At 69.1% G+C, this 23729-nt stretch carries 16 protein-coding genes and 1 tRNA gene; 7 read left to right on the top strand and 10 right to left on the bottom strand.

What is annotated here, in order from left to right; translation table 11 throughout:
* On the top strand, positions 1 to 247 hold a 247-nt coding region (locus tag IFT82_RS20620; protein ID WP_207105836.1), incomplete at its 5' end, for a hypothetical protein.
* Positions 248 to 469: 222 nt separating this feature from the next.
* Here the strand turns inward: IFT82_RS20620 and IFT82_RS18365 are convergent.
* Positions 470 to 559 (bottom strand) — tRNA-Ser (locus IFT82_RS18365).
* A 122-nt stretch (positions 560 to 681) separates the two neighbouring features.
* Between IFT82_RS18365 and IFT82_RS18370 the strand changes: the two genes are divergently transcribed.
* Complete coding sequence (locus IFT82_RS18370; protein WP_192129585.1) at positions 682 to 1698, top strand: lytic murein transglycosylase; 1017 nt, start codon at positions 682 to 684, stop codon at positions 1696 to 1698.
* Here the strand turns inward: IFT82_RS18370 and IFT82_RS18375 are convergent.
* From IFT82_RS18375 to IFT82_RS18385, 3 genes are all read right to left on the bottom strand, one after another.
* Positions 1653 to 2141 (bottom strand): MarR family winged helix-turn-helix transcriptional regulator, encoded by a 489-nt coding sequence (locus tag IFT82_RS18375; protein ID WP_192129586.1) that lies wholly within the window; start codon positions 2139 to 2141, stop codon positions 1653 to 1655. The genes IFT82_RS18370 and IFT82_RS18375 overlap by 46 nt on opposite strands.
* Before the next feature lie 145 nt (positions 2142 to 2286).
* Positions 2287 to 3432, bottom strand: coding sequence for a 3-dehydroquinate synthase (aroB, locus tag IFT82_RS18380; protein ID WP_192129587.1), 1146 nt, complete (start codon positions 3430 to 3432; stop codon positions 2287 to 2289).
* Positions 3429 to 3959, bottom strand: coding sequence for a shikimate kinase (locus IFT82_RS18385; RefSeq protein WP_192129588.1), 531 nt, complete (start codon positions 3957 to 3959; stop codon positions 3429 to 3431). The genes aroB and IFT82_RS18385 overlap by 4 nt, the downstream gene beginning before the upstream one ends.
* 101 nt (positions 3960 to 4060) lie before the next feature.
* Here IFT82_RS18385 and IFT82_RS21250 point away from each other — a divergent pair, with 101 nt between their 5' ends.
* From IFT82_RS21250 to IFT82_RS18400, 4 genes are read left to right on the top strand one after another with little or no spacing between them, the layout of a single operon-like run.
* Positions 4061 to 4195 (top strand): hypothetical protein, encoded by a 135-nt coding sequence (locus IFT82_RS21250; RefSeq protein ID WP_274602270.1) that lies wholly within the window; start codon positions 4061 to 4063, stop codon positions 4193 to 4195.
* Complete coding sequence (locus tag IFT82_RS18390; protein WP_192129589.1) at positions 4179 to 5981, top strand: hypothetical protein; 1803 nt, start codon at positions 4179 to 4181, stop codon at positions 5979 to 5981. The genes IFT82_RS21250 and IFT82_RS18390 overlap by 17 nt, the downstream gene beginning before the upstream one ends.
* Positions 5978 to 6883: a tyrosine-type recombinase/integrase gene (locus IFT82_RS18395; RefSeq protein WP_192129590.1), complete on the top strand. Its 906-nt coding sequence runs from the start codon at positions 5978 to 5980 to the stop codon at positions 6881 to 6883. Before IFT82_RS18390 ends, IFT82_RS18395 begins: the two co-directional genes overlap by 4 nt.
* Before the next feature lie 9 nt (positions 6884 to 6892).
* Positions 6893 to 7840: an acetyl-CoA carboxylase carboxyltransferase subunit alpha gene (locus IFT82_RS18400; RefSeq protein WP_192129591.1), complete on the top strand. Its 948-nt coding sequence runs from the start codon at positions 6893 to 6895 to the stop codon at positions 7838 to 7840.
* Between the two features lie 79 nt (positions 7841 to 7919).
* Here the strand turns inward: IFT82_RS18400 and IFT82_RS18405 are convergent, their stop codons facing one another.
* The 6 genes from IFT82_RS18405 to drmD form a co-directional block, all read right to left on the bottom strand.
* Positions 7920 to 8081, bottom strand: coding sequence for a Flp family type IVb pilin (locus tag IFT82_RS18405; protein WP_192129592.1), 162 nt, complete (start codon positions 8079 to 8081; stop codon positions 7920 to 7922).
* 121 nt (positions 8082 to 8202) lie between these two features.
* On the bottom strand, positions 8203 to 8394 hold the full coding sequence (locus IFT82_RS18410; RefSeq protein WP_192129593.1) for a Flp family type IVb pilin: 192 nt from the start codon (positions 8392 to 8394) through the stop codon (positions 8203 to 8205).
* Positions 8395 to 8445: 51 nt separating this feature from the next.
* Entirely contained in the window at positions 8446 to 10335 is a 1890-nt protein-coding gene (drmB, locus tag IFT82_RS18415) for a DUF1998 domain-containing protein (protein WP_192129594.1), read from the bottom strand.
* 13 nt (positions 10336 to 10348) lie between these two features.
* Entirely contained in the window at positions 10349 to 13834 is a 3486-nt protein-coding gene (gene drmA / locus IFT82_RS18420) for a DISARM system helicase DrmA (RefSeq protein WP_192129595.1), read from the bottom strand.
* Positions 13831 to 17787, bottom strand: coding sequence for an Eco57I restriction-modification methylase domain-containing protein (locus IFT82_RS18425; RefSeq protein WP_244646962.1), 3957 nt, complete (start codon positions 17785 to 17787; stop codon positions 13831 to 13833). The genes drmA and IFT82_RS18425 overlap by 4 nt, the downstream gene beginning before the upstream one ends.
* Positions 17784 to 21005, bottom strand: coding sequence for a DISARM system SNF2-like helicase DrmD (gene drmD / locus IFT82_RS18430; RefSeq protein WP_192129596.1), 3222 nt, complete (start codon positions 21003 to 21005; stop codon positions 17784 to 17786). Before drmD ends, IFT82_RS18425 begins: the two co-directional genes overlap by 4 nt.
* 173 nt (positions 21006 to 21178) lie before the next feature.
* Here drmD and cas3 point away from each other — a divergent pair, with 173 nt between their 5' ends.
* The gene (gene cas3, locus IFT82_RS18435; protein WP_192129597.1) at positions 21179 to 23722 is read left to right on the top strand and encodes a CRISPR-associated helicase Cas3'; all 2544 of its coding nucleotides are present in this window, start codon (positions 21179 to 21181) and stop codon (positions 23720 to 23722) included.
* The last annotated feature ends 7 nt before the right edge of the window (positions 23723 to 23729 follow it).

Genomic DNA, 23729 nt, shown 5'->3' on the forward strand with positions numbered 1-23729 from the left:
CTGGACCGGTTCATATCAAACCCGCACCATCAATCGTCGGGACCAAACATCTAACGAAGAAGACGAAGCTGGAAATTTAGTCAGGAAGAGTTATAAAATTGACCTTTCAAATATCGATATATTGTTTGCAAAAAACAGTGGTGTGTATAAGATAGCAAAAGTTTTATTGGATAATATTGACAAAATCTATGAAGAGGTATCACATAGGGTGTCGTCTAGGAAATCGTTTTCTATCGGACTTTTCTGAAGATTTATGCAGATAATGATTATGATGAGATATTCGTCAAGCCAACGAGTGTAGTGGCCTACATGCGTCGGTCTGCGCTTTCATGGTCCTAGCAAGACCGAATCAAAGCGCTTGGCGGTCCAGCGCTCTTTATTCATCATTTCAAAAATGTTGGTCGCCTTGTTGGTCGGTTCGTTTAAACCAAAATAAAATCGTTTAAAAACAACAGCATAGCATAAATTCTGGCGGAAGAGGTGGGATTCGAACCCACGGAACGGTTGCCCGCTCGCCGGTTTTCAAGACCGGTTCCTTAAACCACTCGGACACTCTTCCCGGATCGACCGCCGGCGGGGGCGATGGATGCGAGCCCTTCGATAGCGTCCGCGCCGATCCGTGCAACCCCAACGACGGCCGGGACTTGCCGATCGGGCGATACCCCGCGACAAGCCGCAGCCATGTCGTTCACAAAATCGGTGCTGGTCGCCGTCGCCCTCGTCGCCACCACGCCCGCCGTCGCACAGGACGATCCGTTCCAGTCCTATCTGGCCGGTGTCCGGACACGCGCGGTGGCGCAGGGGGTGGCGGGGGCGACGGTCGACCGCGAATTTGCCGGACTGACCCTCAACCCCCGTGTCGTCGAGCTCGATCGCGGCCAGCCGGGCAATGTGCTGAGCACCAGCTTCTCGCCGTTCGCGCCCTATCGCGTCCAGCATGTCGACGCGGCCCGGATCGGGCGCGGGCGCAGCGTCTATCAGGCGCAGCGGCCCCGGCTGACGGCGATCGAGGCGCAGACGGGGGTGCCCGAGTCGATCATGGTCGCGATCTGGGGGCATGAGACGAACTATGGCGCCTATACCGGCAATTTCGATCTCGTCCGGTCGCTGGCCAGCCTGGCGTTCGACGGGCGGCGGCGCTCGTTGTTCGAGGGGGAACTGATCGCCGCGTTGACGATGATCGATCGCGGCACGCCGCGGTCGCAACTGAAGGGCAGCTGGGCGGGCGCCACCGGTAATCCGCAGTTCCTGCCCTCGATCTATCTGCGCGTCGCGCGGGACGGCGATGGTGACGGTCGCGCCGACATCTGGAGCAGCCAGCCCGACACGCTCGCCTCGATCGCGAACTATTTCACCGATGCGGGCTGGCGGCGTGGTCAGCCCTGGGGGATGGCGGTGTCGGTACCGGCGGGGTTCGATCGCGCGGCGATCCGCAACACGCTGGTCAGCCCGCGCTGCCCCCGCGTGTTCCAGCGCCACAGCGGCTGGCGGAGCATGGCGGAATGGCGCGCGCTGGGACTGGTGCCGCAGGGTGGCGCCTGGCCGGCGGATAGCGTTCAGGCGACGCTGATGGAGCCGGACGGCGAGGGGGCGACCGCCTATCTCCTGACCGGCAACTACCGTGTCATCCTGGATTACAACTGCTCGAATTTCTATGCGTTGTCGGTCGGGCTGCTGGCGGATGCCATCGCCGGATAACGAGCACCGCCGCCGCCGATGCCATGCAGCCGCGCGAAATGCCCGCGCGCCTCTTCACCCATCAGATTCTGCATCACCATCCAGAACCCGGCGACCGCCGGCCCGCCCGCCGCGGCATAAGCCTGCGCCATGTTGTGCCGCATATCCGCGAACAGCACCATTTCGAGTTCCGCCCCGGCCTCGGTAAGGCTCAGCAGGCGCTGGCGCCGATCGCGATCGCCCGGCCGCTGGCTGAGCAGGCCCTTGTCGGTCAACTGGCGGGCGACGCGGGCGAACGACTGCTTCGCGATGCTCAGGATGGCCAGCAATTCGCCAACCGTCATCTCCGGGCGACGCGCCACGAAGTACAGAACGCGGTGATGAGCCCGCCCCAGACCCCATCGAGCCAGTTCCTCGTCCGCTTTGCGCAGGTGGCGGCTGTGCGCGAACAGCATCAGGTCCATGCCGCCACGGATGGCGTCTTCACGCAGGAACAGATCGGCGGGGGGTGGGATCAGCGTTATCACATGCTGACACTAACCCAGATCGAGTTAAAAACTCCAGTAGCTGTTATTTGCCCCGACCGATAGGCAGCATATCCGCCGTTTTTTAGACCCTTTTTGGTTCGTTATCCAAAAATTGTTCGATATCAATGAGATCAACGGTTCGATCGAGATAGGTCGCACCGATGCCCCGGGCGAGCAGAAACGGCAGTGTCCCCGCCGCCATTTTTTTATCATGCCGCATATGTGTCACTAATTGCACACCGTCCGCCGCGATGCCGCTGGCCGCGAGTCCGTCGGGCAGGCCGACGGCACGAAAATGGGCAGAGACGCGGTCCGAATCGGCGGCCGGGCACAAGCCGCGACCCGCCGAATAGCGAAAGGCCAGGGATATCCCCGCCGCCACGCCCTCGCCATGGATCAGCCGGCCATCGAACCCTGCTTCGGCCTCCAGCGCATGGCCGAAGGTGTGGCCCAGATTGAGCAGGGCGCGGATGCCGCCCGTCTCGTGTTCGTCGGCCGCGACGATCCGCGCCTTGGCGCTGACGGCATGGGTGATGGCATGGAGTCGGGCCGCGGGATCGCCGGCCAGCAGTGCTGCCCCATGTTCCTCGCACCATGCGAAGAAATCCGCATCGTCGATCAGACCGTATTTCACGACCTCCGCATAACCGGCCCGCACTTCGCGTGAAGGCAGCGTGTCAAGCACGGTCGGGTCGATCAGTACCAGCGCCGGCTGATGGAACGCCCCGATCAGGTTCTTGCCGGCGGCGGTATTGATCGCGGTCTTGCCGCCGACCGACGAATCGACCTGTGCCAGCAGGGTGGTGGGAATCTGCACGAAGCCGCAGCCGCGCTTCAGGATGGCGCAGGCGAAGCCGACCAGATCGCCGATCACCCCGCCACCGAGCGCGACGACATGATCGCCGCGTTCCACCCCCAGCCGCAACAGCCAGTCGCATACCCGCTCCAGCGTCGACCAGCTCTTGCTGGCTTCCCCCGCCGGCAGGACCAGCGCCTCGGTCGTCACGCCGGCCGCCGACAAGCCATCGGCCAGCGTCGCCAGATGCGTCCCCAGATGCTCGTCGGTGACGATCGCCATCGTGCGCCCCCGGGCCAGTGGCGCGAGGTGATCGGCCGCGCGCGCCAGCAGGCCGTTCTCGATCACGATCGGGTAACGTCGCGCGCCCAGCTCCACTATCACCGTGCGGGGGGCGAGCGCGGTGTCGGCGGTATCTGTGGAAAGGGTCATCGTCCGATCGCCTTCAGGATCGCCGCGACGGTCGCCTCGTGGGGGCCGCGCTGGCTGGAGATATGAATGTGCGCCTGCGCGTAGAACGGATCGCGCTGCTCGGCGAGGTCGGCGAGCACGCGGCGCGGGTCGCGCCCGCGCAGCAGGGGGCGGGTATCGCGCCGCTTGACCCGCTCGGCCAGCACGTCGGGATGCGCGTTCAGCCAGATCGCGGTCGATTGCGCCAGGATCAGGGCGCGCGTCTCGTCGTTCACGAACGCGCCGCCGCCGGTGGCGATCACCTTGGGCGTGCCATCCATCAGCCGGGCGATCACGCGGCGCTCGCCGTCGCGGAAATAGGGTTCGCCATATTCGGCGAAAATCTCGGTGATCGACATGTCGGCGGCCGATTCGATTTCATGATCGGCATCGACGAACGGTACCGCCAGCCGCACCGCCAGCCGACGACCGACCGTGGATTTGCCGACGCCCATCAACCCGACGAGCACGATCGGCCTGCCGGTCCAGGGGGAGTGGCTTTGCATCATCGTTGGCCGCGCTATACAGCCGGGACGCGTCCACGCAAAAGCGCGTGTTGCAGCCCTATCTATATCTATTCGCCTGTTCGCGTCCGTACCGAGGTTTGCCCATGTCCCGCCTGATCGTCTCCATCGCCGTCATCCTCGTCGTGGTGGTGGGCGGGTTGTTCCTGCTGGCCGGTCGCAGCGGCGAGCGGCCGGTCACCCAGGTCGAAAAGCAGGTCGTGCTTGCGAACCTCCAGTAAGGCGCTGGCCGCCGCCCTGCTGGCCGCGACCGCGGTGGCGGTGACGGCGCAGGACCGCCCCGAATCGATCCTGCCCCCGGGGTTCGGCGACCCGGCACCACCGCCGCGCCCCGCGGCAACACGGGCGGCACCGCCGCGCGGTACGCCGACGCCGGCTCCGCGGGCGACGGCGACCGGACCCGCCCCGGCATCGACGCCGGTCGCGCCGACAAACGATCCCGCAGGTGCGGTGGTGCAACCGCTGCCGCTCGACACGCCGTCGCCCAGCCCGACGGCGAGTCCTACCCCGGTCGACCGGGCGGCGCTGGCTGCCTATGAGATGCCGCTGTTCGCCCGTCGATCGCTGTCGCGCGTCGGCGCGACGGACGAGGTCGCGGCTGACGCGTTCGGTGATGCCGATGGCGGCTATCTGGAGGCGCTGATGCGGCGCACCGCCGCGCCGTTGCCGTCCCGCTGGCTGTCGATCCTGTTGCGGCGCACGCTGACGGCCGAACTGGATACGCCCGCCGGGCTGAACGGCGCCGATTATGCCGCGGAGCGGGCGTGGCTGTTGCTGCGCATGGGCGAATCGGTGGCGGCCCAGGCGCTGGTGCAACGCGTCGACAATGCCGACTACACCCCCAAGCTCTATCAGGTTGCGCTTAACGCGATGCTGGCGACGGGGGACCCGGCCGGTCTGTGTCCGCTTGCCGATGCCGGTCTCGCCACGACGCGCGAGGGCGCCTGGGCGCTGGCCCAGCCGATCTGCGCGGCGCTGGCCGGCAATGGCCGTGCGGCGCGCGCCGGGCTGGCCGCGGTGCGCCGCCGCCGCTTCGCCAGCGATATCGACCTGCGACTGGCGCAGAAGGTGATCGGTGCCGGCGGGCAGGGGCGGCAGGCGGTCACGATCGAATGGGACATGGTCGACCGGTTGACGATCTGGCGGTTCGGTCTGGCCGCCGCCACCGGGGCGGCGATGCCCGACGCGCTGGTCGCTGCCGCCGGCCCGCAGGTGACCGGCTGGCGCGCGCTGCTGCCGATGCTGTCGCCCGCCGTCCGGCTGGCCGCGGCGGAGACGGCGGCGGCGCAGGGCGTGTTGTCCAACGTCGCGCTGGTCGACCTGTATGGCGTGCTGGCCGCGGACGACGATACCGCCTCCACGGCAAGGGCAACCGCCGAGGATCTGCGCACCGCCTATGCCGATGCCGACGCCGCCGTCCGGCTGGCGGCGCTGCGGCGGCTATGGGGCGGTGAACCGAACTATGCGCGCCTTGTCCTCACCGCCCGCGCGGCCGTGCGCCAGCCGGTGCGCGGCGGGGTGGAGGAGGTCGACCGGCTCGTCGCGGCGATGCTGGCTGCCGGGCTCGATCGCAGTGCCGCGCGCTGGGCCGGCATGGCCCCGGCGGGCAGCGACGCATGGGCGATGATCGCGCTCGCCGATCCGGATGCCCGCCGCCGGTTCGGGGCGGGCGACGTGCAGGGATATGGCGGCGGCGACGTGAAGCGGCGGCTGTTCTTCGCCGGACTGGCGGGGCTGGGGCGGATCGCCACCGCCGACGTTACGCCGCTGGCGCAGGAACTGGGGGTGCCGATCGGCACCGGGGACAGCTGGACCCGCGCGCTGGACCGGGCCGTGGACGATGGCCAGCCCGGTACGGTCGCGCTGCTTGCGGCGACGGGTATGCAGGCGGCCGGGTGGCGCGGCGTGCCGCCCGCCGCGCTCTATCGCATCGTCGCGGCGCTGCGCGCGGTCGGCCTGGAGGGCGAGGCGCGGATGATCGCGGCCGAGGCGATCGCCCGCGCATGACCGGCCCTTCCGACCGGACGCTGATCGACCGATTCCTCGAAATGATGGCGGCGGAGGCGGGAGCCGCGGCGAACACGATCGCGGCCTATCGCAGCGACCTGTCGCTCGCCTCGGCGGTGCTGGACGGGGGACTGGCGGGGGCGGAGGCGGAGGCGCTGGCGCGGCTCGCCGACGAGTGGCGCGCGCTGGCCACCCCCACCGTCGCGCGCAAGTCGGCGGCGTTGCGGCGGTTCTTCGCCTTCCTGCGCGACGAGGGGCATCGTGCCGACGATCCGGGCGTAGCGCTGCCCCGGCCCGGCGCCACCCGGCCGCTGCCCAGGGCGCTGAGCCATGCCGATGTCGACCAACTGTTCGCGGTCGTCGCGGAGCGGGTGGCGGCGGCGAATCCGGCCGCCGCCGACCTGCGGCTCGCCGCGCTGGTCGAGCTGCTCTACGGATCGGGACTGCGCGCGACCGAACTCGTCTCCCTGTCGCGCAATGCGGTGGCACCCGACCGGCCTTATCTGATCGTGCGGGGCAAGGGCGACAAGGAACGCCTGGTCCCGCTATCCGATCGTGCGCGGGCGGCGGTGGCGGCGTGGCGGGTGCATGTGCCGGCGGAGCGGGCCTATCTGTTCCCGTCGGGCCGCGGTCACCTGACCCGCATCCGCCTGTATCAGCTTATCAAGGCGTTGGCGGCCGATGCCGGCATCCCGCCGGACCGGGTCAGCCCGCATGTGCTGCGTCATGCCTTCGCCACCCATCTGCTGGCAGGGGGCGCGGACCTCCGGGCATTGCAGACGATGCTGGGCCATGCCGACATCGCGACGACCGAAATCTACACGCATGTCGACGCGTCGCGGCTGGTCGAACTGGTGACGACGCGGCATCCGCTCGTTGACCTTCCCGGCCGCCGGTCCTAACCGCCGCCGATGCCAAGTTTCCTCGACTTCGAGAAGCCGATCGCCGAATTGCAGGGGCGGATCGACGAACTGCGCGAAACCGCTGCCAACGGCGATGTCGATATCGCCGCCGATGTGCAGCGGCTTCAGGCCAAATCCGACAAGCTGTTGCGCGATACCTTCGCCAAGCTGACGCCGTGGCAGAAGACGCAGGTGGCCCGACATCCGGAACGTCCGCATTTCCGCGATTATGTCGCCGGGCTGTTCGACGAATGGCTGCCGCTGGCCGGGGACCGGGCCTTCGCCGATGACCAGGCGATCCTGGGCGGTTTCGCGACTTTCCGCGGGCGCAAGATCCTGGTGATCGGCCACGAAAAGGGTGACGACACCGCCAGCCGGCTTCGCCATAATTTCGGGATGGGCAAGCCGGAGGGGTACCGCAAGGCGATCCGTCTGGTCGAACTGGCCGACCGATTCGGCCTGCCGGTGGTGACGCTGGTCGATACGTCCGGCGCGTTTCCCGGTATCCAGGCGGAGGAACGCGGTCAGGCGGAGGCGATCGCGCGGTCGACCGAGGCATGTCTGGCGGCGGGCGTCCCGGTGATCGCGGCGGTGGTGGGCGAGGGTGGCTCCGGCGGCGCGATCGCGCTGGCGGCGGGCAACCGCGTCATCATGTTCGAACATGCGGTCTATTCGGTCATCAGTCCGGAGGGCTGCGCCTCGATCCTGTGGCGTACCGCTGACCGGGCGCCCGACGCGGCGGAGGCGATGCGGGTGACCGCGCAGGACCTGAAATCGCTGGGGGTGATCGACACGATCGTTCCCGAGCCGCTGGGCGGCGCGCATCGCGTGCCCGTCACCGCGATCGCCGCGCTGGGCGATGCGATCGAGGCGGCGCTGGCCGACCTGACGCCGCTGTCCGCGCAGCAACTGCGCAGCGAACGCCGCGCCAAGTTCCTGAAGATGGGCCGGCTTTAAAGCGATCATCCCGGACATGACAGGGGCGGCGGACCCGTAAGCCCGCCGCCCCCGCGTGGTAATCGTCCTGCGGGGACGATTACTTCATGTTGTTGGCGACCATGTTGAAGGTTGAGTTGAGCTTGGTGCCCAGGCTGGTCATGGCGCCGATGGCGGCAACGGCGATCAGCGCGGCGATCAGGCCGTATTCGATCGCGGTGGCACCCTTGTTATTCTTGAAAATGGTGCGAATCGTCTTCATTCCGGTCTCCATCGTTGGCGAAGCTTCAGTACCCGGTCGTGCCGGATAGTCCGGATCGACCCTTGTTCATTACCCGGACGGAGGTTGAAGAATGTTTAAGGTCGATGTTATTTGGCTTTGATTACCGGGCATTAACCACGCGGTCGCTGACATTGGCCCACATGCTGGTGGCGCCGCGTCCGAAGTTGCCCAGCGCCCCGATCATCGCCAGCACGACCAGCGCGATGATGAGTCCGTATTCGACGGCCGTGCCGCCACGCCGGTCGGCCAGCATCGGTCGCACCAGACGGGAGAGGAGGCGTATCAAGGTCATGACCGCTGGCATACTTCGCGATCTTTAAGGAATGCCGAACGCTCCCGGCCGCTATCCGGCGAACAGGGCGGCGCCGGGGGTCGAGATGGTCGCGGATACCAGCGCGCGGTCGAGGTACAGGTTACGCGCCTCGCAACTGGTTTCCGCGACGAGCAGGCAACTGTGGCAGGCCGCCCCGCTCAGCGAGCGTTCGTCGGCATGATCGTCGGGATCGTGTTCGGCACAGATCGGATCGCCCGAGCACAAGGCGAGCGCATCCAGCGCCCGTTCGGCGATCGCCCCCAGCCGGGGCAGCACCGCCAGCAGTCCGCCGAGCGTCCCTTGTGCGCCGGTGCTGGCGGTGTAGATCATCAGCCCGAAGCGCGGCTGGTCGTCCACGATCGCGTACAGCCGCTCCTTGAGCGCGGTGGCGGGATAACCGCATTCCAGCGCGATCTCGTTCATCAGCGCATGCGAGAAGCCGTGGATCGCGTAATAGCCGAGGCGGGGGAAGCGCAGCCGGTCGGCATAGGGCTGTCCGTCGCGCCAGCGGCTCCAGCCGCGGTGCAGGGCTTCGCCGCGCACCGTCACCGCCGGTCGTGCCGCCCAGGCCGCCAGCACGGCCGGATCGAAGCGGAGGAAAACGCCTTCGCCCAGCTGCTCGACCGCCGGCAACCATTCCAGATCGGTCGCCAGCGCCGCGCCCTCCACCGCGATGGTCAGTTCCTCCAGATCGCCGTCGATCGCGGTCGGGGCGGCTTCGAACCGGGTGAAGCCGTACAGGCACGACACCTCGCGCAGGCGATGCACCGCGACGACGGACGCGATCGGGGCGAGGCGGGGGCGGTCGCCGTCCCAGTCGGCGCGGGCCAGCGTGCGGGCGTGCAGCTTGGCATCCGCGGTATCCGATCCGATCTCGTCCAGCCCGGAGGCGAGCAGATCGAACTCGGCCACCTTCGGCGCCTTTTCGATTGCCTGATATTGCGCGTGCCGCAACTGGCCGATGCGCGCGAGCACATCGGCGTCGCTCCATCCCTCCAGCGCCGCCCGCAGCGCGGGGTTCGACTTGCGCGCGGCGGCGCTGTCGCGTTCGCACTCGACCCAGCCCAGCGCATCCATATGCTGTTCGACCAAGCGGGTCAGTTCGTCCTCGGCGGCGGGTAGCGAGATTACGGTCAGCACCTGCGGGAAATAACCGTTGGTCGCGGTCCGGGTGAGGAAGCGGAGTTTCTCCGAACAGCCGCCGGGCTCCGGTGTCGGCAGCCACGGCCGGCGGCCACGGCAGTCCCCGAACCGGCCGGTCGCCTGTGCGTCGTGCAGCGACAGCGCCGCACCACAGGCGCAGACGATCCGGGTCGAACGCGGATCGCCGGAGGTGCCACGCTCCTCCAGCCACAGGGGCTGCCCGCAACGCCCGGTGGCGCCGGGATGCACCGCATAGCCCCAGTCGATATCCTGCAGATGCCCCTTCTTGCAGCCGGCGACGAAGCGGATCGGGGTGACGCCGAGGCGGCGGCCGTCGTCATCGATGAAGTCGGTCCGGCCACGCGGATCGAGATCGCGCCAGCGTACCAGCCGGCGGCGGCGGATCTGGCCGGCGTCGGATGCGGCGACCGGTTCGGCATCGCGTGCGACGAACCACGTGGGAAAGATACGCGCCTCGATCCCCGGCGGCTGGCGACCGGGCCGCCCCGGTCCCTGCTGCCCCTCGTCATCCACCGGCGGGGTGCGCAGCGACAGGGCGATGCCGTCACCCAACCGGCCGGTCGCGCGCAGCAACGCCTCCAGCACCTGAACCGCGCGGGGTTCGTGGATCGGCCGCCAGCTGTCCCGTTCGCGCATGTGCCACAGGTCCAGCCCCCCGATCACCACCGACCGGGTGGGCAGGTCGACCATCGATCCCGGTCCGAACGCGGTGACGATCTGCGACGCGCGCAGGGTGACGCGTTTCGACCCGCTCATACCGTTTCCCTCGTCATTCGATGTCCTTCGCGCCGGCCACCGTCTCGCCATCGGGGCCGCGCGGGCGGATGAGCACGCCGGGTTCGACATCCCGCATGCTCCACCCCGCATGGAAGCGGCGATGGGCGGGGTCATCGGGCGGGGCCGGGTCGAGCGGAGGATGCAGCAGCCGGTGCGGGCGATCCTCGTAGCTGAAACCGGTGCCGAGCGCGGTCTGGACGGCGGCGACGGCGATCCAGTCGTCCAGCAGCCCTTCGATCAGGGCGGCAAGCCGTTCCTTGCCACCGCCGATGTCGTCGGGCGCCCGGTCGACGAGATGGCGGACGACCGCCGTCCGCGTCTGCGGCGATCCGGCGAGGGCCGCGACCGCGTCCGACGGGGTCAGTGCCGGGTCGAGATGCCGGGCGATGGCGACGACGACGGCGGGCAGCGCGCGATCGAGCGCGCGGGCGGACCACGGCGTCGCGCTGGTCGCCTCCACCGCGCGGTAGAAGGTGTCGTGGAAATGGCCGAACTGTTCGAAGTGCATCCGGTCGCGCGGCCGATGGACGTTGAGCACGACGACGACCAGCCCCGGCCGGGCCGGGTTGCGTCCGACCCGGCTGGTCGCCTGGATATATTCCGCCGCGGTCTTGGGCTGGCCCTGCACCAGCATCAGGCCGAGCCGGTCGATATCGAGCCCGACCGAGATCATGTTGGTGGCGAGCGCCACGTCGACGGGTTCGGCACCCTCTCCGGCGAAGACCGTCTCCAGCCGGCGTTTCGCCGCCGCGACCTGATCGGTCGATACGCGCGAGGTGAGTTCCACCGGCTCGCCGATTATCCGATTGCCGAACGGATGGTCAGGCGGCTCCAGCCGGCGGCGTTCGGTGCCATAGGTCCGCGCCCGCGTCGCCACCTCATCCTCGACGATCCGCCGCGCGCCGCCCAGTTCGCGCAACGCATTGAAGTAACACAGCGCGGTCAGATAGGCGTCAGCATCGTCGCCGGACTCTTCCGCGCAGCCCTGCGCACCGGCCAGCAGCGTGACGAGTGCCTGGAGGAAGACGAGCTTCGGGCCGCGTCCGGCCGCCGCCAGCCCCAGATACCAGCGCGCGGGATCGTCCGGCCCCTCGGCGCGGGTGCGGGCGAAAAAGCTGTCGCGCCGGTCGAGGCCGGGAGCGGGGAAGATATGCGTGACGTGCCGGTCGAACAGCGCGCTGATCTGCCCCTGTGCCCGCCGCACCGTGGCGGTGGAGGCGACGATCTTCGGCCGTACCCTGACGCCGCCGATATCACGGCTGGCCAGCCGGTCGATCGCCGCCTCGTACAGCGCGGCGACGGTGCCGAGCGGCCCGGAGATGAGGTGGAGTTCGTCCTGGATCACCAGATCGGGCGGATCGAGCCGGGCGGTGCCATGCCCGTCGCCACCATCGATCGGTCGCCCGCGGCCGGGCTCCGCCGCGCCATAGAATCCGGTCGTATCCGCCCGGTCGACATGGCCGAAGAACGCCCCCGCCTGACCCCGCCATGGCAACGCCGCGAACTTGTCGACGGTGGCGATCAGGAAGGCGGGCAGGCGGCGATAGATCGCCTCGTCAACCGTGACGATCGGCAACGGCCGGTCGCCGGTGAAGGCGCAGCCGGTGTTGGCGCAGCGTATCTCCAGATTGGTCGGCTGGTCGGCATGGGGCACGCACTGGAAGCTCTGCGCCGTGAAGGCGGTGCCGCACCATGGACAGGCCTTGATCGGCGCGGGCGCGCGGGGATCTCGCCCCGATCGATAGGCGCGCACCCGCTTGACCGCGGTATCGTCACGCTTGTCGCCCTTGCCGCCCAGCCAGTTGGGGCTGGCGTCCGATCCCACCCACAGCCCGATCTCGATCGGCCAGTCGCCCAGTAGCGGCCGGTCGTCCGCGCGGCGATAGTCCGACCCGACCCGGAGCAGTTCCAGCGCACAGACCATGCCGGCGGCACGGCCGAGCTGGTCCAGCGTCAGCAGGCGCAGCGTGTAGCGCATCACGACGCTGACGCCCGCGCCGAGCAGGCCGTCCGCCCCCAGCCGCCGGAGGGCGATGGTGAAGGCCGCAAGGCCCAGATACGCCTCGGTCTTGCCGCCGCCGGTGGGGAAGAACAGCAGGTCGGCGATCTCGCGATCCCGATGGGTCCTGTCGGCCATGCCGGCGAGGTTGAGCAGGATGAAGGCGAGCTGGAACGGCCGCCATGCGGGTGCGCGGTCCCCCGGGCGACGGGCACGGCCGGCATCGGCGACCGCACGGTTGGCGATGGCGAAGGCGGTCCGGGCGCGCCGGTCGTCCGCCAGCAGCGCGATGCCGGCCGCGATCCGGGCACACGCGGCGGCCTGTCCCTCGATCAGCTTCGCTGCGGTCCGCGCGCGTTGCGGGGCATCGGCGATGTCGGCAGCGCTCGCCGCCTGCCGCTGTCGTTCCGCCCATGCGGCGTAGGCGGCGACCAGTGGATCGAGCGCGGCATGGACCGCCGCTCCGTCCTGATCCCCCAGCATCGCGAGACGGTCCATCGCGAACTCGACGCCGGCAACCGGGGCGGTGACGGTGCGCTCGACCGCCGCACGCGGCAGGTGGGTAGTGTGGACGCGGCGCACCACGCCATCGGCATCTGCCCCGTGCCCGGTCGCGCAGCCGAGTCCGACGGCATAGGCAGCGGCATCGCGGTAATGAAGATCGGCAAGCTGTTCGTCCCAATCGTCGCGCGTGATCCGTGACAGATCATGCTGCGCGACGAACCCGTCCGGGCAATGCAGGTCGATCCGCACCTGATAGGCATAAGCGAGATCGCGGTAGCGCGAGGCGGGTTCCCGGCGCTTGTTGACGAGGAAGATCGTGACCACGCGCACCTCGCGCACCGCCCCGGTCGCCAGCGCCAGCCGGAACGGCCGGGCGCGGATGCCCAGTTCCAGTGCGCCGCCGGGCCGGGCGGTGGCGGCCGATTCCGGGATCGGCGTCTTGACCAGCCCGTCGTTCTCGGCCGGTATCGCCAGTGTCAGCGTGGCCGATCGGGCGATGCGCCGCCACGTCACCGGCTCGCCGCGGGGTTCGACCCCATTGTCCAGCACCTCCGGTGGCAGCGGCGGCTCGGGCACGTAGTCGCCCCAGCTCACCGTCACGTCCAGCGTGGTGACGGCCGGGTCGATCATGGTCGACAGGCCGATCGAACTCGGCAGGAAGCGCCGGCGCGCCGCGGGCGGTTCGGGCTCGTCATGATCGCCGGCGGCGCCGCCTGCGCCGAAGCCTTCCAGATCGGGCAGGAACAGGTCGCCTTCGTCGAACCCGGCATCTTCCGCCGGATCGGCGGCTGCCGCCGTGGCAGAGGTGGTGAGTTCGCCGGACGGCGCGATGAAGCCGGTCAGATACCATCGCGACGGGCTTTCCCCCGCCGGCAACCGCTCGGCCGCAAGATCGGCATCCTCCGGCTCGCTGGGGCCGACGAGATTGCGGCGCAGCCGCCTCACCAGCCCGTCGCGGATACCCGCCGCGCTCACAGCATCGTCTCCGCCATCGCGCGTTCCTCGTTCAATCGCAGCAGCCGCGCCAGCAGCGCGTCCCGGAAGGGCGCCGGCCAGAACAGCCGTCCCTGATAGCGGTGATCGTCCTCGCTATGCTCGTCGAGGAACTGCGCGGCGGCGCGGTCGGCCAGATCGTCCCAGCCATAGGCCCGCAGCACCGCGTCATCCATCGCGTGATGCAACCCCCGCAACGTGACGATGTCGGCAGCGTCGTCGGCACGGGCGTGGAAGCGGTTGTAGGTCGGCGTCATCCCCTGATCGCGGGCGATCATCAACGCCGCGCGGTGATCGTGATACGCGCGCCCGGCCGCCTCCAGCGCGGGCGCATCGGCATAGCCGGGCGGGAGCGGGAACGTCTCGAAACAGTCCGAGGGGGTGTAGCGGAGCCGGTCCTCCAGCGTCGATGCGAAGAACCGCGCCCAGACTTCGTGGACGCGCGATTGCAGCGTGGCGAAGGCGGCGTGGGTTGAGAGAGCGAAGACGGCGAGGGTCTTTGCCAGACATATGCCGGCTGGCACCATCGCGAATGATAAGTGAGGTGAGGCACCCCGGTTGGTGACAAGGCAACAGCCATCGCCGATGGCATCGAGAGACTTTCGTAGAGTGGGTGCTACCTCGCCGAATTGCCACCAAAGGTCGGTGCGTCGCTGACGATCCTGTTTTTGTCGTTCCGGCAAAACACGCAAGCGGACGATTTCGAGCAGATCGGGCCAATCGGCGGCAACGGCACCCGGATAATCGAACGCGACGATCCCTCGTCGTATCTGGTCGGTCTGCTCAACCTGGCTCAGAAAATTCCATGATCGGCCGCTATTGCTGCGAGAAAGAGGGTAATCCCTGAAGTCGATCGTGTATCGATGATATGTTTGTGTAGATGAATTATTCACTTCTTCGCCGCCGAGATAGGGGCGTATGATCTCAGTGTTCCGCCGATCTACTGATATCAATCGTTGCATTTCTGCAAGCGGTGTAGACTTGCCTTTGCCGGCATTCTCGTCGTCGAATGTGAAACCCATTCCGTATATTTCGAAGCCGGCGAACGATTTCCCCGCATTCGCCCGTAACCGTGCCGGCGATCCATCCAGATCGCCCTCGACCAGATAGGCCGAGATGCGCCGTACCGGGCGATCGTCGAGGATCGATGGCGATGGCGATGGCGGGGTGCCGCTTTTGCTCACGAACACCTGCGCGACGACCACTGCCGCCTCGCCCTCCCAGCGGGCGCGGCTGATCGCGCGGTAGATGACGCCGCCGTCGCCGACGATGTGCCGCAGCCCGGTTTCGCGGGTGTCGCCCTGGCGGATCGTGTTGGTGGCGATCAGCCCCATCGCACCCCCCTGGCGCAACAGGCCGTAGGCGCGGCGGAAGAAATGCGCGGCCAGATCGGCATTGCCGTGCGCGCCGGGATGGAGCGTCTTCAGCCAGTCGGGATAGGCGAGCGGGTGGCCGGACGCGATCGTGTTTTTGCCCGCGAAGGGCGGGTTGCCGACGATCGCGTCGAAGCCGGGGTTGGGCCGCGCGAAGACGTCGTTGAACTCCAGTTCCCAGTGGAAGCTGGTGATCCCGATCGGGGAGGCCCGCAACCGATCGCGTAGTGCGGCCAGCTTTGCCCAGTTCTCGTCACGGGGCGACAGGGCGAATTGCTGCATCTCGGCCAGCCCGCGTTCGCGCTCGCGATGGGTCGTGCCGGCGAAGAAGCTTTCCAGTACCGCATCGGCGACCAGATGCGCGTGATGCTTCGCGGTCGTCGCTTCGTGGTGGCGACGTTCCTGCGTATCGTAGGAGGCGATCTCGGCCTCGTGGCGCATCAGCCGATCGAGATCGGCGGCGGCGCGGATGCCATCGCGGACGATCTGCTCGACGAACGTGTGCTGTCCCGACATCTTACCCCAGGTGACAGCCATGATCTTGGGATTGGGCAACCCGACCAGGCTGTCGCCCGCGCGCAGGACGTGATCGAGGAAGGTAAATTCGTGCCGGCTCGCCAGCGTCTCCAGCCACAGGGACAGCTTGGCGAGATCGAGCGCCAGCGGATTGCAATCGACTCCGCGCAGGCAATGCTGCGCGACGAGGCGCTTGGCATGGAGCAGATCGTCCTCGTCCGCCGGGATGGTCGGCCGTTGCGCCGGCCAGCGCTCCCACGCCTCCACCAGCCGCGCGCCCAGTTGCCGGCACGCCTCGACCAGGAACGCGCCCGATCCGACCGCCGGATCGCAGACCTTCAGGTCGAGCACGTCGCCGGGGGTCGCATCCGCACCGATCCGCGCCAGCGCGGGGGCGAGGGCATGGCCCACGATCGGCTCGGTCATGGCGCGGGGGGTATAATGGCTGCCGGTCCGGCGCCGCTCGTCGGTCGGTTGCAGGATCGGCGTCCCCGCCGCCACGGCTGCACCGCGCGGGGCGGCACGCGGATCGACCACCGCGGCCAGCGCCGCCTCCAGGCCGGCGACGCCTCCCGCCCGGCGCAGTTCCTTTGCCACGGCGGCGGGAAACAGCCCGCGTCCGGTCCACTCTTTCAACAGCCGGACCCGTTCGGTACCCCCGGCGGCGGCCAGCGCGGCGAGATCGACCCAGACCGGGGTACGGTTTCCCTTGCCCGCGCGGATCGCCAGCATGGGGGTGGCGGCACATTCCACTGTGAAGCCCATCACGGTTTCGTACACCGAGCCGAGCTTCTCGACATCGAGCGCGCGATAGGACACCCGCTCGCCGTCCAGCGTCAGCAGGCCGTCCAGCACGCGGGCGATGCACCCGTCGCCGATGGTCAGCACCCGTTCGGGATCGTCGGGATCGGTGCGGCCGAACAGGAACGGGAAGGCCGCCTCGCCGAACAGCTTGCCGCCGCGCGCCTGCATGAAATCCCCGGCACCACGCTCCACCAGCCGGAACAGCGCGAGCAGGCGGCCCCAGGCGCCATAGCGTTCGTCCATCGTATCGGGGTTGAGCGCGCGATCGTCGCCAAGGCGGACATGCAACCCGCCCAGCGAATAACCCTGTTCGTACAGCAGCGTCGCGCCGCGCCCCCCACCCGACGGCATCAGGTCGCGATCCTCGGCATAGGCGATGAAGATCAGGCGGAGCAGGACGGTGAGCAGCCCCTCGTACAGGTGGTGCGGTCGCCGCACCGCCAGATCGCGGATCAGATCGGGTGCGGCGGCATCGAAACCGCGCAGCAGTTCGTGGAGGCTGGCCAGCACCTGGCCGGCCAGCCGGGTCGACACCGCGGCCTGCGCCGCCCGGCTTTCCGCGAGCACTACCGGCAACCGGTGCGACGGCGCGCCGGTGAACAGCGCATGGGCATCGAGCAGCAGTTTCAGCCCCGCCAGCATCCCGCGTCCGGATACCTTCGTCAGCGCAGGCAATGGCCATGACATCCATCCCGCCGCCTCGCCACGCGGCGCCACCACCAGGCGGAGTACCGGTTCGACCGGGCTGTCGCTGCGACCGGTTTCCACCTCGCCGATCAGGACACCGGCCAGGACCCCCGTTTCGCGGAGCAGCCGTTCGAAGCGCTGATGCGCGGTCGCCTCCCATCCCCCCAGCGTGCCGCGCCGGTCGAGCACGATCCCGGCATCCTCAATCCGCACCAGCAACTGGAAGTCGTCGCCGGTGGGTGCCCGCACCGCATAGGTCGGCGTGAGCAACGTCTCGCCATCGCGCAGCGAGCGGGTGAGGGCGGTGGGCAGGGCAGGGCCATCCGGCGCACCCGCGACCTGCGCCACCGGCCAGCCCAGCACGTCCCGGAACAAGGCGAAGCGATCGCCATCGGCCAGCCGGGTCAGTGCCGCGGCCACCGCCTCGTTGTCCGCCGCCGCCTGTGGTTCCGGCCACAGGCCTAGCCGGGTGAGCACCACGGGCGCCACCACCAGCCCGACCGGTTGCAGATACCCGATCCAGTCGTGCTGGCCGCCATCGATCCGGCCGCTCATGCCGGTCGATCCTGCTTGGGCCAGAGGTACACCATGCCGATCGGTTCCAGCCGCGTCGCGCGGACGCGGTTGGCGGCGCGCAGCCGCTCTGGCTCGCGCACCAGTTCGTCGTCCAGCCGGGTCGCCGCACGGTCCCACGACCGTCGGTCGGCTGCCCGCTGCCGCGCCTCCGCCTCGTCGAGCAGCAGGGCGAACTGGCGGTCGTCCTGCCCGCGTTCGCGGCGGATGCGCTCGATCCGTTCGCGCAGCAGCCGTTCCAGTCCGGTCGCCTCCGCCTCCGCCCGTCGCGCCAGTTCGGTGGCGGCCCGTGCGGCCTGTTCGGCGGCGCGGCGTTCGAGGACGGGGCGCAGGTCAGCAATATCGGCCGCTACCCCCGCACTGGCGGTGGCGACGATCGCGGGGGTCGCCATCCGCGCCTCGTCCAGCGCGGCGATCAGTTCGTCCAGCACCCGCCCCTCCGCCTCCCGACCAGGGGCGAGCGGGCGCAGGGTGGCGGGGCCACGGGCCGGATCGCGCCAATCGGCGGCGACGCTCAACACCTCCTCGTGCAGCCGGGCCGCGCCCTCGCCGTACAGCGCCAGCCGGCCGATCAACAGGACCCGCGCGACACGGGCCGCACCGGTTTCGATCACGCAGGTCCGTTGCAGCCCCTGCCGGAAACCGGCGGAGAGGAACTGGCCGAGCAGACGACGGACGAGGCGGTGTTCGAGATGAAGCTGCACCACATCCGCATCGCGGCCATCGGCGAGGATCGCGGGGGCGAAGCTGATCCGGCGAAACCCGGCATCGGCGCTGGCCCGCCACTGGCCGGGCTTTTCGCCGGGGCGCAGGTTGCGGGAACGCAGCTCGTCGAACAGCGGTTGCCAGGCGGGATCGTTGGCCAGCGCCGGGGCGGCTTCGTGCAGCGCGAAGACGGGCGTGCCCTCCACCACCGATATCGGGGGCAAGGCGGTATCGACGTTGGCGCCGGTGCGGGCGATCGCCAGGGCGACCACCGATCGCAGCGCATCGGGATCGACGCCCACCTTCGCACGGGCCTGTTCCAACGCGGCGGATAGGTCCGCCTGTTCCCGCCGCAGCCGTGCGAGCCGGGCGGTATCGCCATCGTCCATGTCGCACACCGCCGTGCGGACCCGCTCGTCCGCCTCGGCATCGCGGATGCGGGCCGCCACGTCAGGCGCCTCGGCACGGCCGATCCCGCGCGCGGCCAGTCGCTCGGCGATCCGGTCGCCCAGCACCTGGCCGGCCGATCCCAGTTGCCGCCGGATCAGTTCGGTCTTTCGCACCAGTGCGTCGAGCACCACATCCTCGGGGCGCTGCGCATAGACGAAGTATCGACAGGTGACGGTGTCGGCGGGTTGCAGCTTGCGATCGATCCGGCCGTTGCGCTGTTCCAGCCGCGACGGGTTCCACGGCAGGTCGACATGGATCAGGTCATGGCATTGCGACTGGAGGTTGATCCCCTCGCGCGCGGCATCGGTACACAGCAGGATGCGGATCGGATGATCGGGGTCGTTGAAGGCGCGCTTGATCGCGTCGCGCCGCTCGGTCGAGGTGATGCCGGTGAAGCTGTCGATCCGCCGATCCTCGTCCGGGTCGGCGGGGTCGAGCAGGACGGACAGCTGGCGCTGGAACCAGCGGCGCGTATCCTCATATTCGGTGAACAGGATCAACCGCCGCCCGGTCCAGCGCGCTCCGGCATCGAGCAGATGGGTGCGTATCCAGTCGAGCAGCCAGCGGACGCGGGCATCGGGCAGGTGCCGGGCGGCATCCGCGACCGCCAGCATCGCGGCGGCATGAGCGCGTTCCGCCGCCAACTGTTCACGGGTTCCGCCCGATGCGCCGGCCAGCGCCGCAGCATCCACCTGCGCGGTGTCTGCCGCCGCGAGCCGGTCGAGCGCCGCCTCTTCGTCGGCCGCCCGTTCGGGGGCGATATCGGGGTCGATCTCCACCACCGGCGGCACAGATGTCTGTCCGGCGATCAGCCGGTCGAGCGAGGCGATATGGACCCGCAGCGTGCGCGCGAAGGCGGGCACGGATGACAGCAATCGCTGCTGCAACCCGACAAAGGCGAGCCGTGCCTGCGCCGCGCGGCCGCCGCCCAGCCCGCCGATCCGACGATCACGCAGGTCGCGATATCCGGCCAGCATCGCCGCCAGCCTCAGTTCGGGCGCATCAGCCGGGAGGCCGTCGATCACCACGGGTTCGACCACCCGTTCCGGGAACCGCTCGCCGAGCAGGCGCAGGTCGCTTTTCAACCGGCGCACCATCACCGGTTCCAGATCGGCGGGCCGGACGGTCAGCCCACGGGTGAACCGTTGCGGGTCGAGCAGTTCGAGCAAGGTCGCGAAGCTGTTCGAATGGCCGTTGTGCGGCGTCGCGGTCAGGAACAGTCGATGCTCGAACCGGCCGGCAAGATCGCGCAGTTCGCGGGTGAATTGCGTCTCCACCGCATACCGCCCCCCGCCGGCGGGGGCGGCGTGATGCGCCTCGTCCAGGATCAGGAGCGAGCGGGCGCGGAAATCCTCCAGCACGTCGCGCAGGCCGGCGACATAGGCTTCGTCACCCAGCAGACGGTGCGACAGGATGAAGCGCGATCCCGCCGCCCACGGATTGGCGCCATGCCCCCGGCGACGGCGGAGGTCCTCCAGATGGCGGCGATCAACGATCTCGAACGACAGGCCGAACTTGGTCTGGAGTTCGTCGCGCCATTGACCGGTCATCGCTGGCGGCGCCAGCACCACGGTGAAGTCCACCCGCCGCCGGAGCAGCAGTTCGCGCAGGACCAGCCCCGCCTCCACCGTCTTGCCCAGTCCGACATCGTCGGCGATCAGCAGGTTGACGCGCGGCAGCCGCAACGCCTTGCGCAGCGGCAGGAGTTGATAGGGATCGAGCCGGATGCCGGCGCGGAACGGCGCCTGGAACAGATCGCGCTCGGTCGCGGTGGCGGTGCGCCACTGGACGGTGCGCAGATAGGCCGCGAACGCCGCCGGCCCGTCATCGCCGCCCAGACCCAGCGTATCCCATGCCTCCTCGTCGCGCAGCCGCGCGTCGATCTCCGCCGGCCACAGCACGCGCACCGTCTCGCCACCGGCATCGTCGTCGATGCAGGCGAGCAGATGGCCGTCATAGGATGCCGCCGGTTCGTCCTCGACTAGCCACAGCCTGCCCCGCAACGATACGAATTGGCCGATCCGGGGCTGGGGGGATGCTGACATCGCATCGACACGACACCGGATCGGATGGTTCGGGCAACCGGTGTCGCATCCGGCATGGCGCGGTTTTTCCCACCGAAACGGATGGTTCGGGGAAGCGGGAAGGTGCAGCTTCGGCTGTCGCGGGCGGGTACGATGCGGCACGATGAACGATCGGCAGTAAAGGGAATTGCCCCATGCAGGCATCGCTCGACACGATCTGGGCCAAGCTGACGCACGACGCGGATGGGCGGGTGCGTGCCGCCCTGCCGCTTGCCGATCATGGCTTCGACGTGGCGACGGTGCTGGAACGGCTGCTCCGCGCGGGCGCGTGGGACCGGTCCCTGACGCACTGCGCCGGGCGGGTGCTGACGGAGCAGGACCGGTCGCGGCTCGTCGCGCTGGCGGCGTTGCACGATATCGGCAAGGCCAATCGTGGCTTTCAGGCGCGGTCGGACCAGACGGAGCCGCCGATCGGGCATGAGGGACAGGTCGCCGCCCTGCTGATGGATACCCGCCTGCGCGAGTCCGCCGGGGGCAGGGCTTTGCATGGGATCATCCGGTCATGGTCGGCGGAGCCCTATGTGTCCGCGTTGATGGCGCATCATGGCCGCCTGCGCGCCGAATTCGCGCGGCAGCAGCGCAGCGGTAACCGTCCCTGGCAACAGCATGTCCGGCACTGGCTGGCCATGGACGGGCACGATCCCGCCACCAGCGCGGCCGATCTCGTCGATCGGGTCCGTACCCGCTATCCGCTGGCCTGGGCGGAAGGCGAGGGTCTGCCGCAGGAGTCGCGCTTCGTCGCACTGTTCGCCGGGTTGCTGGTGCTGGCCGACTGGATCGGCTCCGACGTGCGGCGCTTTCCGGTCGCGGGTCCGCATGGTCCACTGCGAGCGGCGATGCGGGAGGTGGCCGCGCAGGATGCGGTCGTCGCACGCGGGCTGGCGCCGATCGCCACCCCGCCCAGCGACTTCACGGCGGCGTTCGGCTTCGTGGCACGGGGCGTCCAGCCTGAGTCGGCGGCGGACGATCTGGGGTCGATCGCGCTGATCGAGGCGGAAACCGGATCGGGGAAGACCGAGGCGGCATTGTGGCGCTGGCTGGCGTTGCGGCGGCGCGGCGAGGTCGACGGGCTGTACTTCGCGCTCCCCACCCGGTCGGCGGCAGTGCAGCTGCATGGACGGGTAAACCGGATGTTGAATCGGGTATGGGGAGCAGATGCACCGCAGGCGGTGCTGGCGGTGCCCGGCTATCTGCGTGGCGATACCGATGGCGCGCGTAGCCCCGGCCGTCGCGTTCATTGGGATGACGACGCCGATAGCGGCCGGCCGGTCGATGCGCGGTGGGCGGCGGAACATGCCAACCAGTATCTCGCCGCGCGGGTGGCGGTCGGCACGATCGATCAGGCATTGTCGGGGGCGATCGGCATCCGCCACGCGCCCGTCCGCGCCGCCGCGCTCGCGCGCAGCCTGCTGGTGGTGGACGAGGTTCATGCCTCCGACGCCTATATGAGCGGGCTACTCGAGCGCTTGCTGGGCAATCATGTCGGCGCGGGCGGGCAGGCGTTGCTGCTGTCGGCGACGCTCGGTGCCGCGACGCGCGCGCGGTTGTTGAAACAGCCCTTGCCGACCCTCGCCGAGGCGGTGGCACGGCCCTATCCCGCGCTGTCGGGCAGCGCCGCGCCGGTGCGGGCGATCGCCGCGCCGCCGCCGGATCAGAAGCGTGTGACGATCGAATTGGTCGGGTCGATCGACGATCCCGCTGCGATCGCCGCGCAGGCCATAGCGGCGGCACGCGCCGGCGCATCGGTGCTGGTGATCCGCAACAGCGTCGCCGGTGCCGTAGCGGTGGCGCAGACGGTCGAGACGCTGGCCCCCGATCTCGCCTTTCGCATCGATGGCGCGGCGACCGTGCATCATGGCCGGTTCGCGGCCAGCGACCGCCGGTTGCTGGATGCGGGTGTGGAGGCTCAATTCGGGAAGGCCCGGTCGACCATGGGCCGCATCCTGATCGGCACGCAGACGCTGGAACAATCGCTCGATATCGATGCCGACTTCCTCGTCACCGATCTGGCGCCGGTCGACGTGCTGCTCCAGCGGATCGGGCGGCTGCATCGCCATGCCGGCCGCGATCGTGGTGCCTTTGCCGATGCCCGCGCCATCGTCATGCGACCGGCGATGCGCGACCTGACGCCGCTGCTGGTGGCGGGGCGTCCGTCACAGGGGCTGGGCAAGCGTGGTCCCTATCCCGACATTGTCCAGTTGGAGGCGACGTTGCGCGTGCTGGAGGCAAACCTGGTCGTGACGATCCCGGCGGACAATCGTCGGCTGGTCGAACAGGCGCTGCACCCGCAGGCGCTGGCCGCCATCACCGCGAACGCCGATGCTGGCTGGCACAATCATGCCGCCGCGCAGCGCGGGGCGATACTGAGCGATATCGAGGCGGCGAGAAGGGTGTCGCTGGACTGGTCGGTGCCGTTCAGCGATCTGGAATTCCCCGACCGCGCCGAGGCGGTGGCCACCCGGTTGGGCGCGCGCGACCTGCTGATCGACCTGCCCGTCCCGTTGGAGGGACCGTTCGGGGAGCCGGTGCCGCGGATCGGCATTCCGGCATGGATGGCCGGTGACGTGGCGCTAAATGAACAGCCATCCCCGGCGGTGCGCGACGGGGACGGCTGGCGGTTCCGGCTGGGCGGTCGCAGCTTCCGCTACGACCGCTGGGGGCTGGCGCCCGCCGTCTGACGCCCCT

This window comes from Sphingomonas sp. CFBP 8760 (assembly GCF_014841615.1).
GTDB lineage: Bacteria > Pseudomonadota > Alphaproteobacteria > Sphingomonadales > Sphingomonadaceae > Sphingomonas.

Coding starts and splice junctions, on each gene's coding strand:
- IFT82_RS18400 (WP_192129591.1), top strand. CDS start 6,893: ATGCCAAGTTTCCTCGACTTCGAGAAGCCGATCGCCGAATTGCAGGGG.
- IFT82_RS18370 (WP_192129585.1), top strand. CDS start 682: ATGTCGTTCACAAAATCGGTGCTGGTCGCCGTCGCCCTCGTCGCCACC.
- cas3 (WP_192129597.1), top strand. CDS start 21,179: ATGCAGGCATCGCTCGACACGATCTGGGCCAAGCTGACGCACGACGCG.
- IFT82_RS18375 (WP_192129586.1), bottom strand. CDS start 2,141: ATGGACCTGATGCTGTTCGCGCACAGCCGCCACCTGCGCAAAGCGGAC.
- IFT82_RS21250 (WP_274602270.1), top strand. CDS start 4,061: ATGTCCCGCCTGATCGTCTCCATCGCCGTCATCCTCGTCGTGGTGGTG.
- IFT82_RS18395 (WP_192129590.1), top strand. CDS start 5,978: ATGACCGGCCCTTCCGACCGGACGCTGATCGACCGATTCCTCGAAATG.
- IFT82_RS18385 (WP_192129588.1), bottom strand. CDS start 3,959: ATGATGCAAAGCCACTCCCCCTGGACCGGCAGGCCGATCGTGCTCGTC.
- drmB (WP_192129594.1), bottom strand. CDS start 10,335: ATGAGCGGGTCGAAACGCGTCACCCTGCGCGCGTCGCAGATCGTCACC.
- IFT82_RS18405 (WP_192129592.1), bottom strand. CDS start 8,081: ATGAAGACGATTCGCACCATTTTCAAGAATAACAAGGGTGCCACCGCG.
- drmD (WP_192129596.1), bottom strand. CDS start 21,005: ATGTCAGCATCCCCCCAGCCCCGGATCGGCCAATTCGTATCGTTGCGG.
- IFT82_RS18425 (WP_244646962.1), bottom strand. CDS start 17,787: ATGAGCGGCCGGATCGATGGCGGCCAGCACGACTGGATCGGGTATCTG.
- IFT82_RS18410 (WP_192129593.1), bottom strand. CDS start 8,394: ATGACCTTGATACGCCTCCTCTCCCGTCTGGTGCGACCGATGCTGGCC.
- aroB (WP_192129587.1), bottom strand. CDS start 3,432: ATGACCCTTTCCACAGATACCGCCGACACCGCGCTCGCCCCCCGCACG.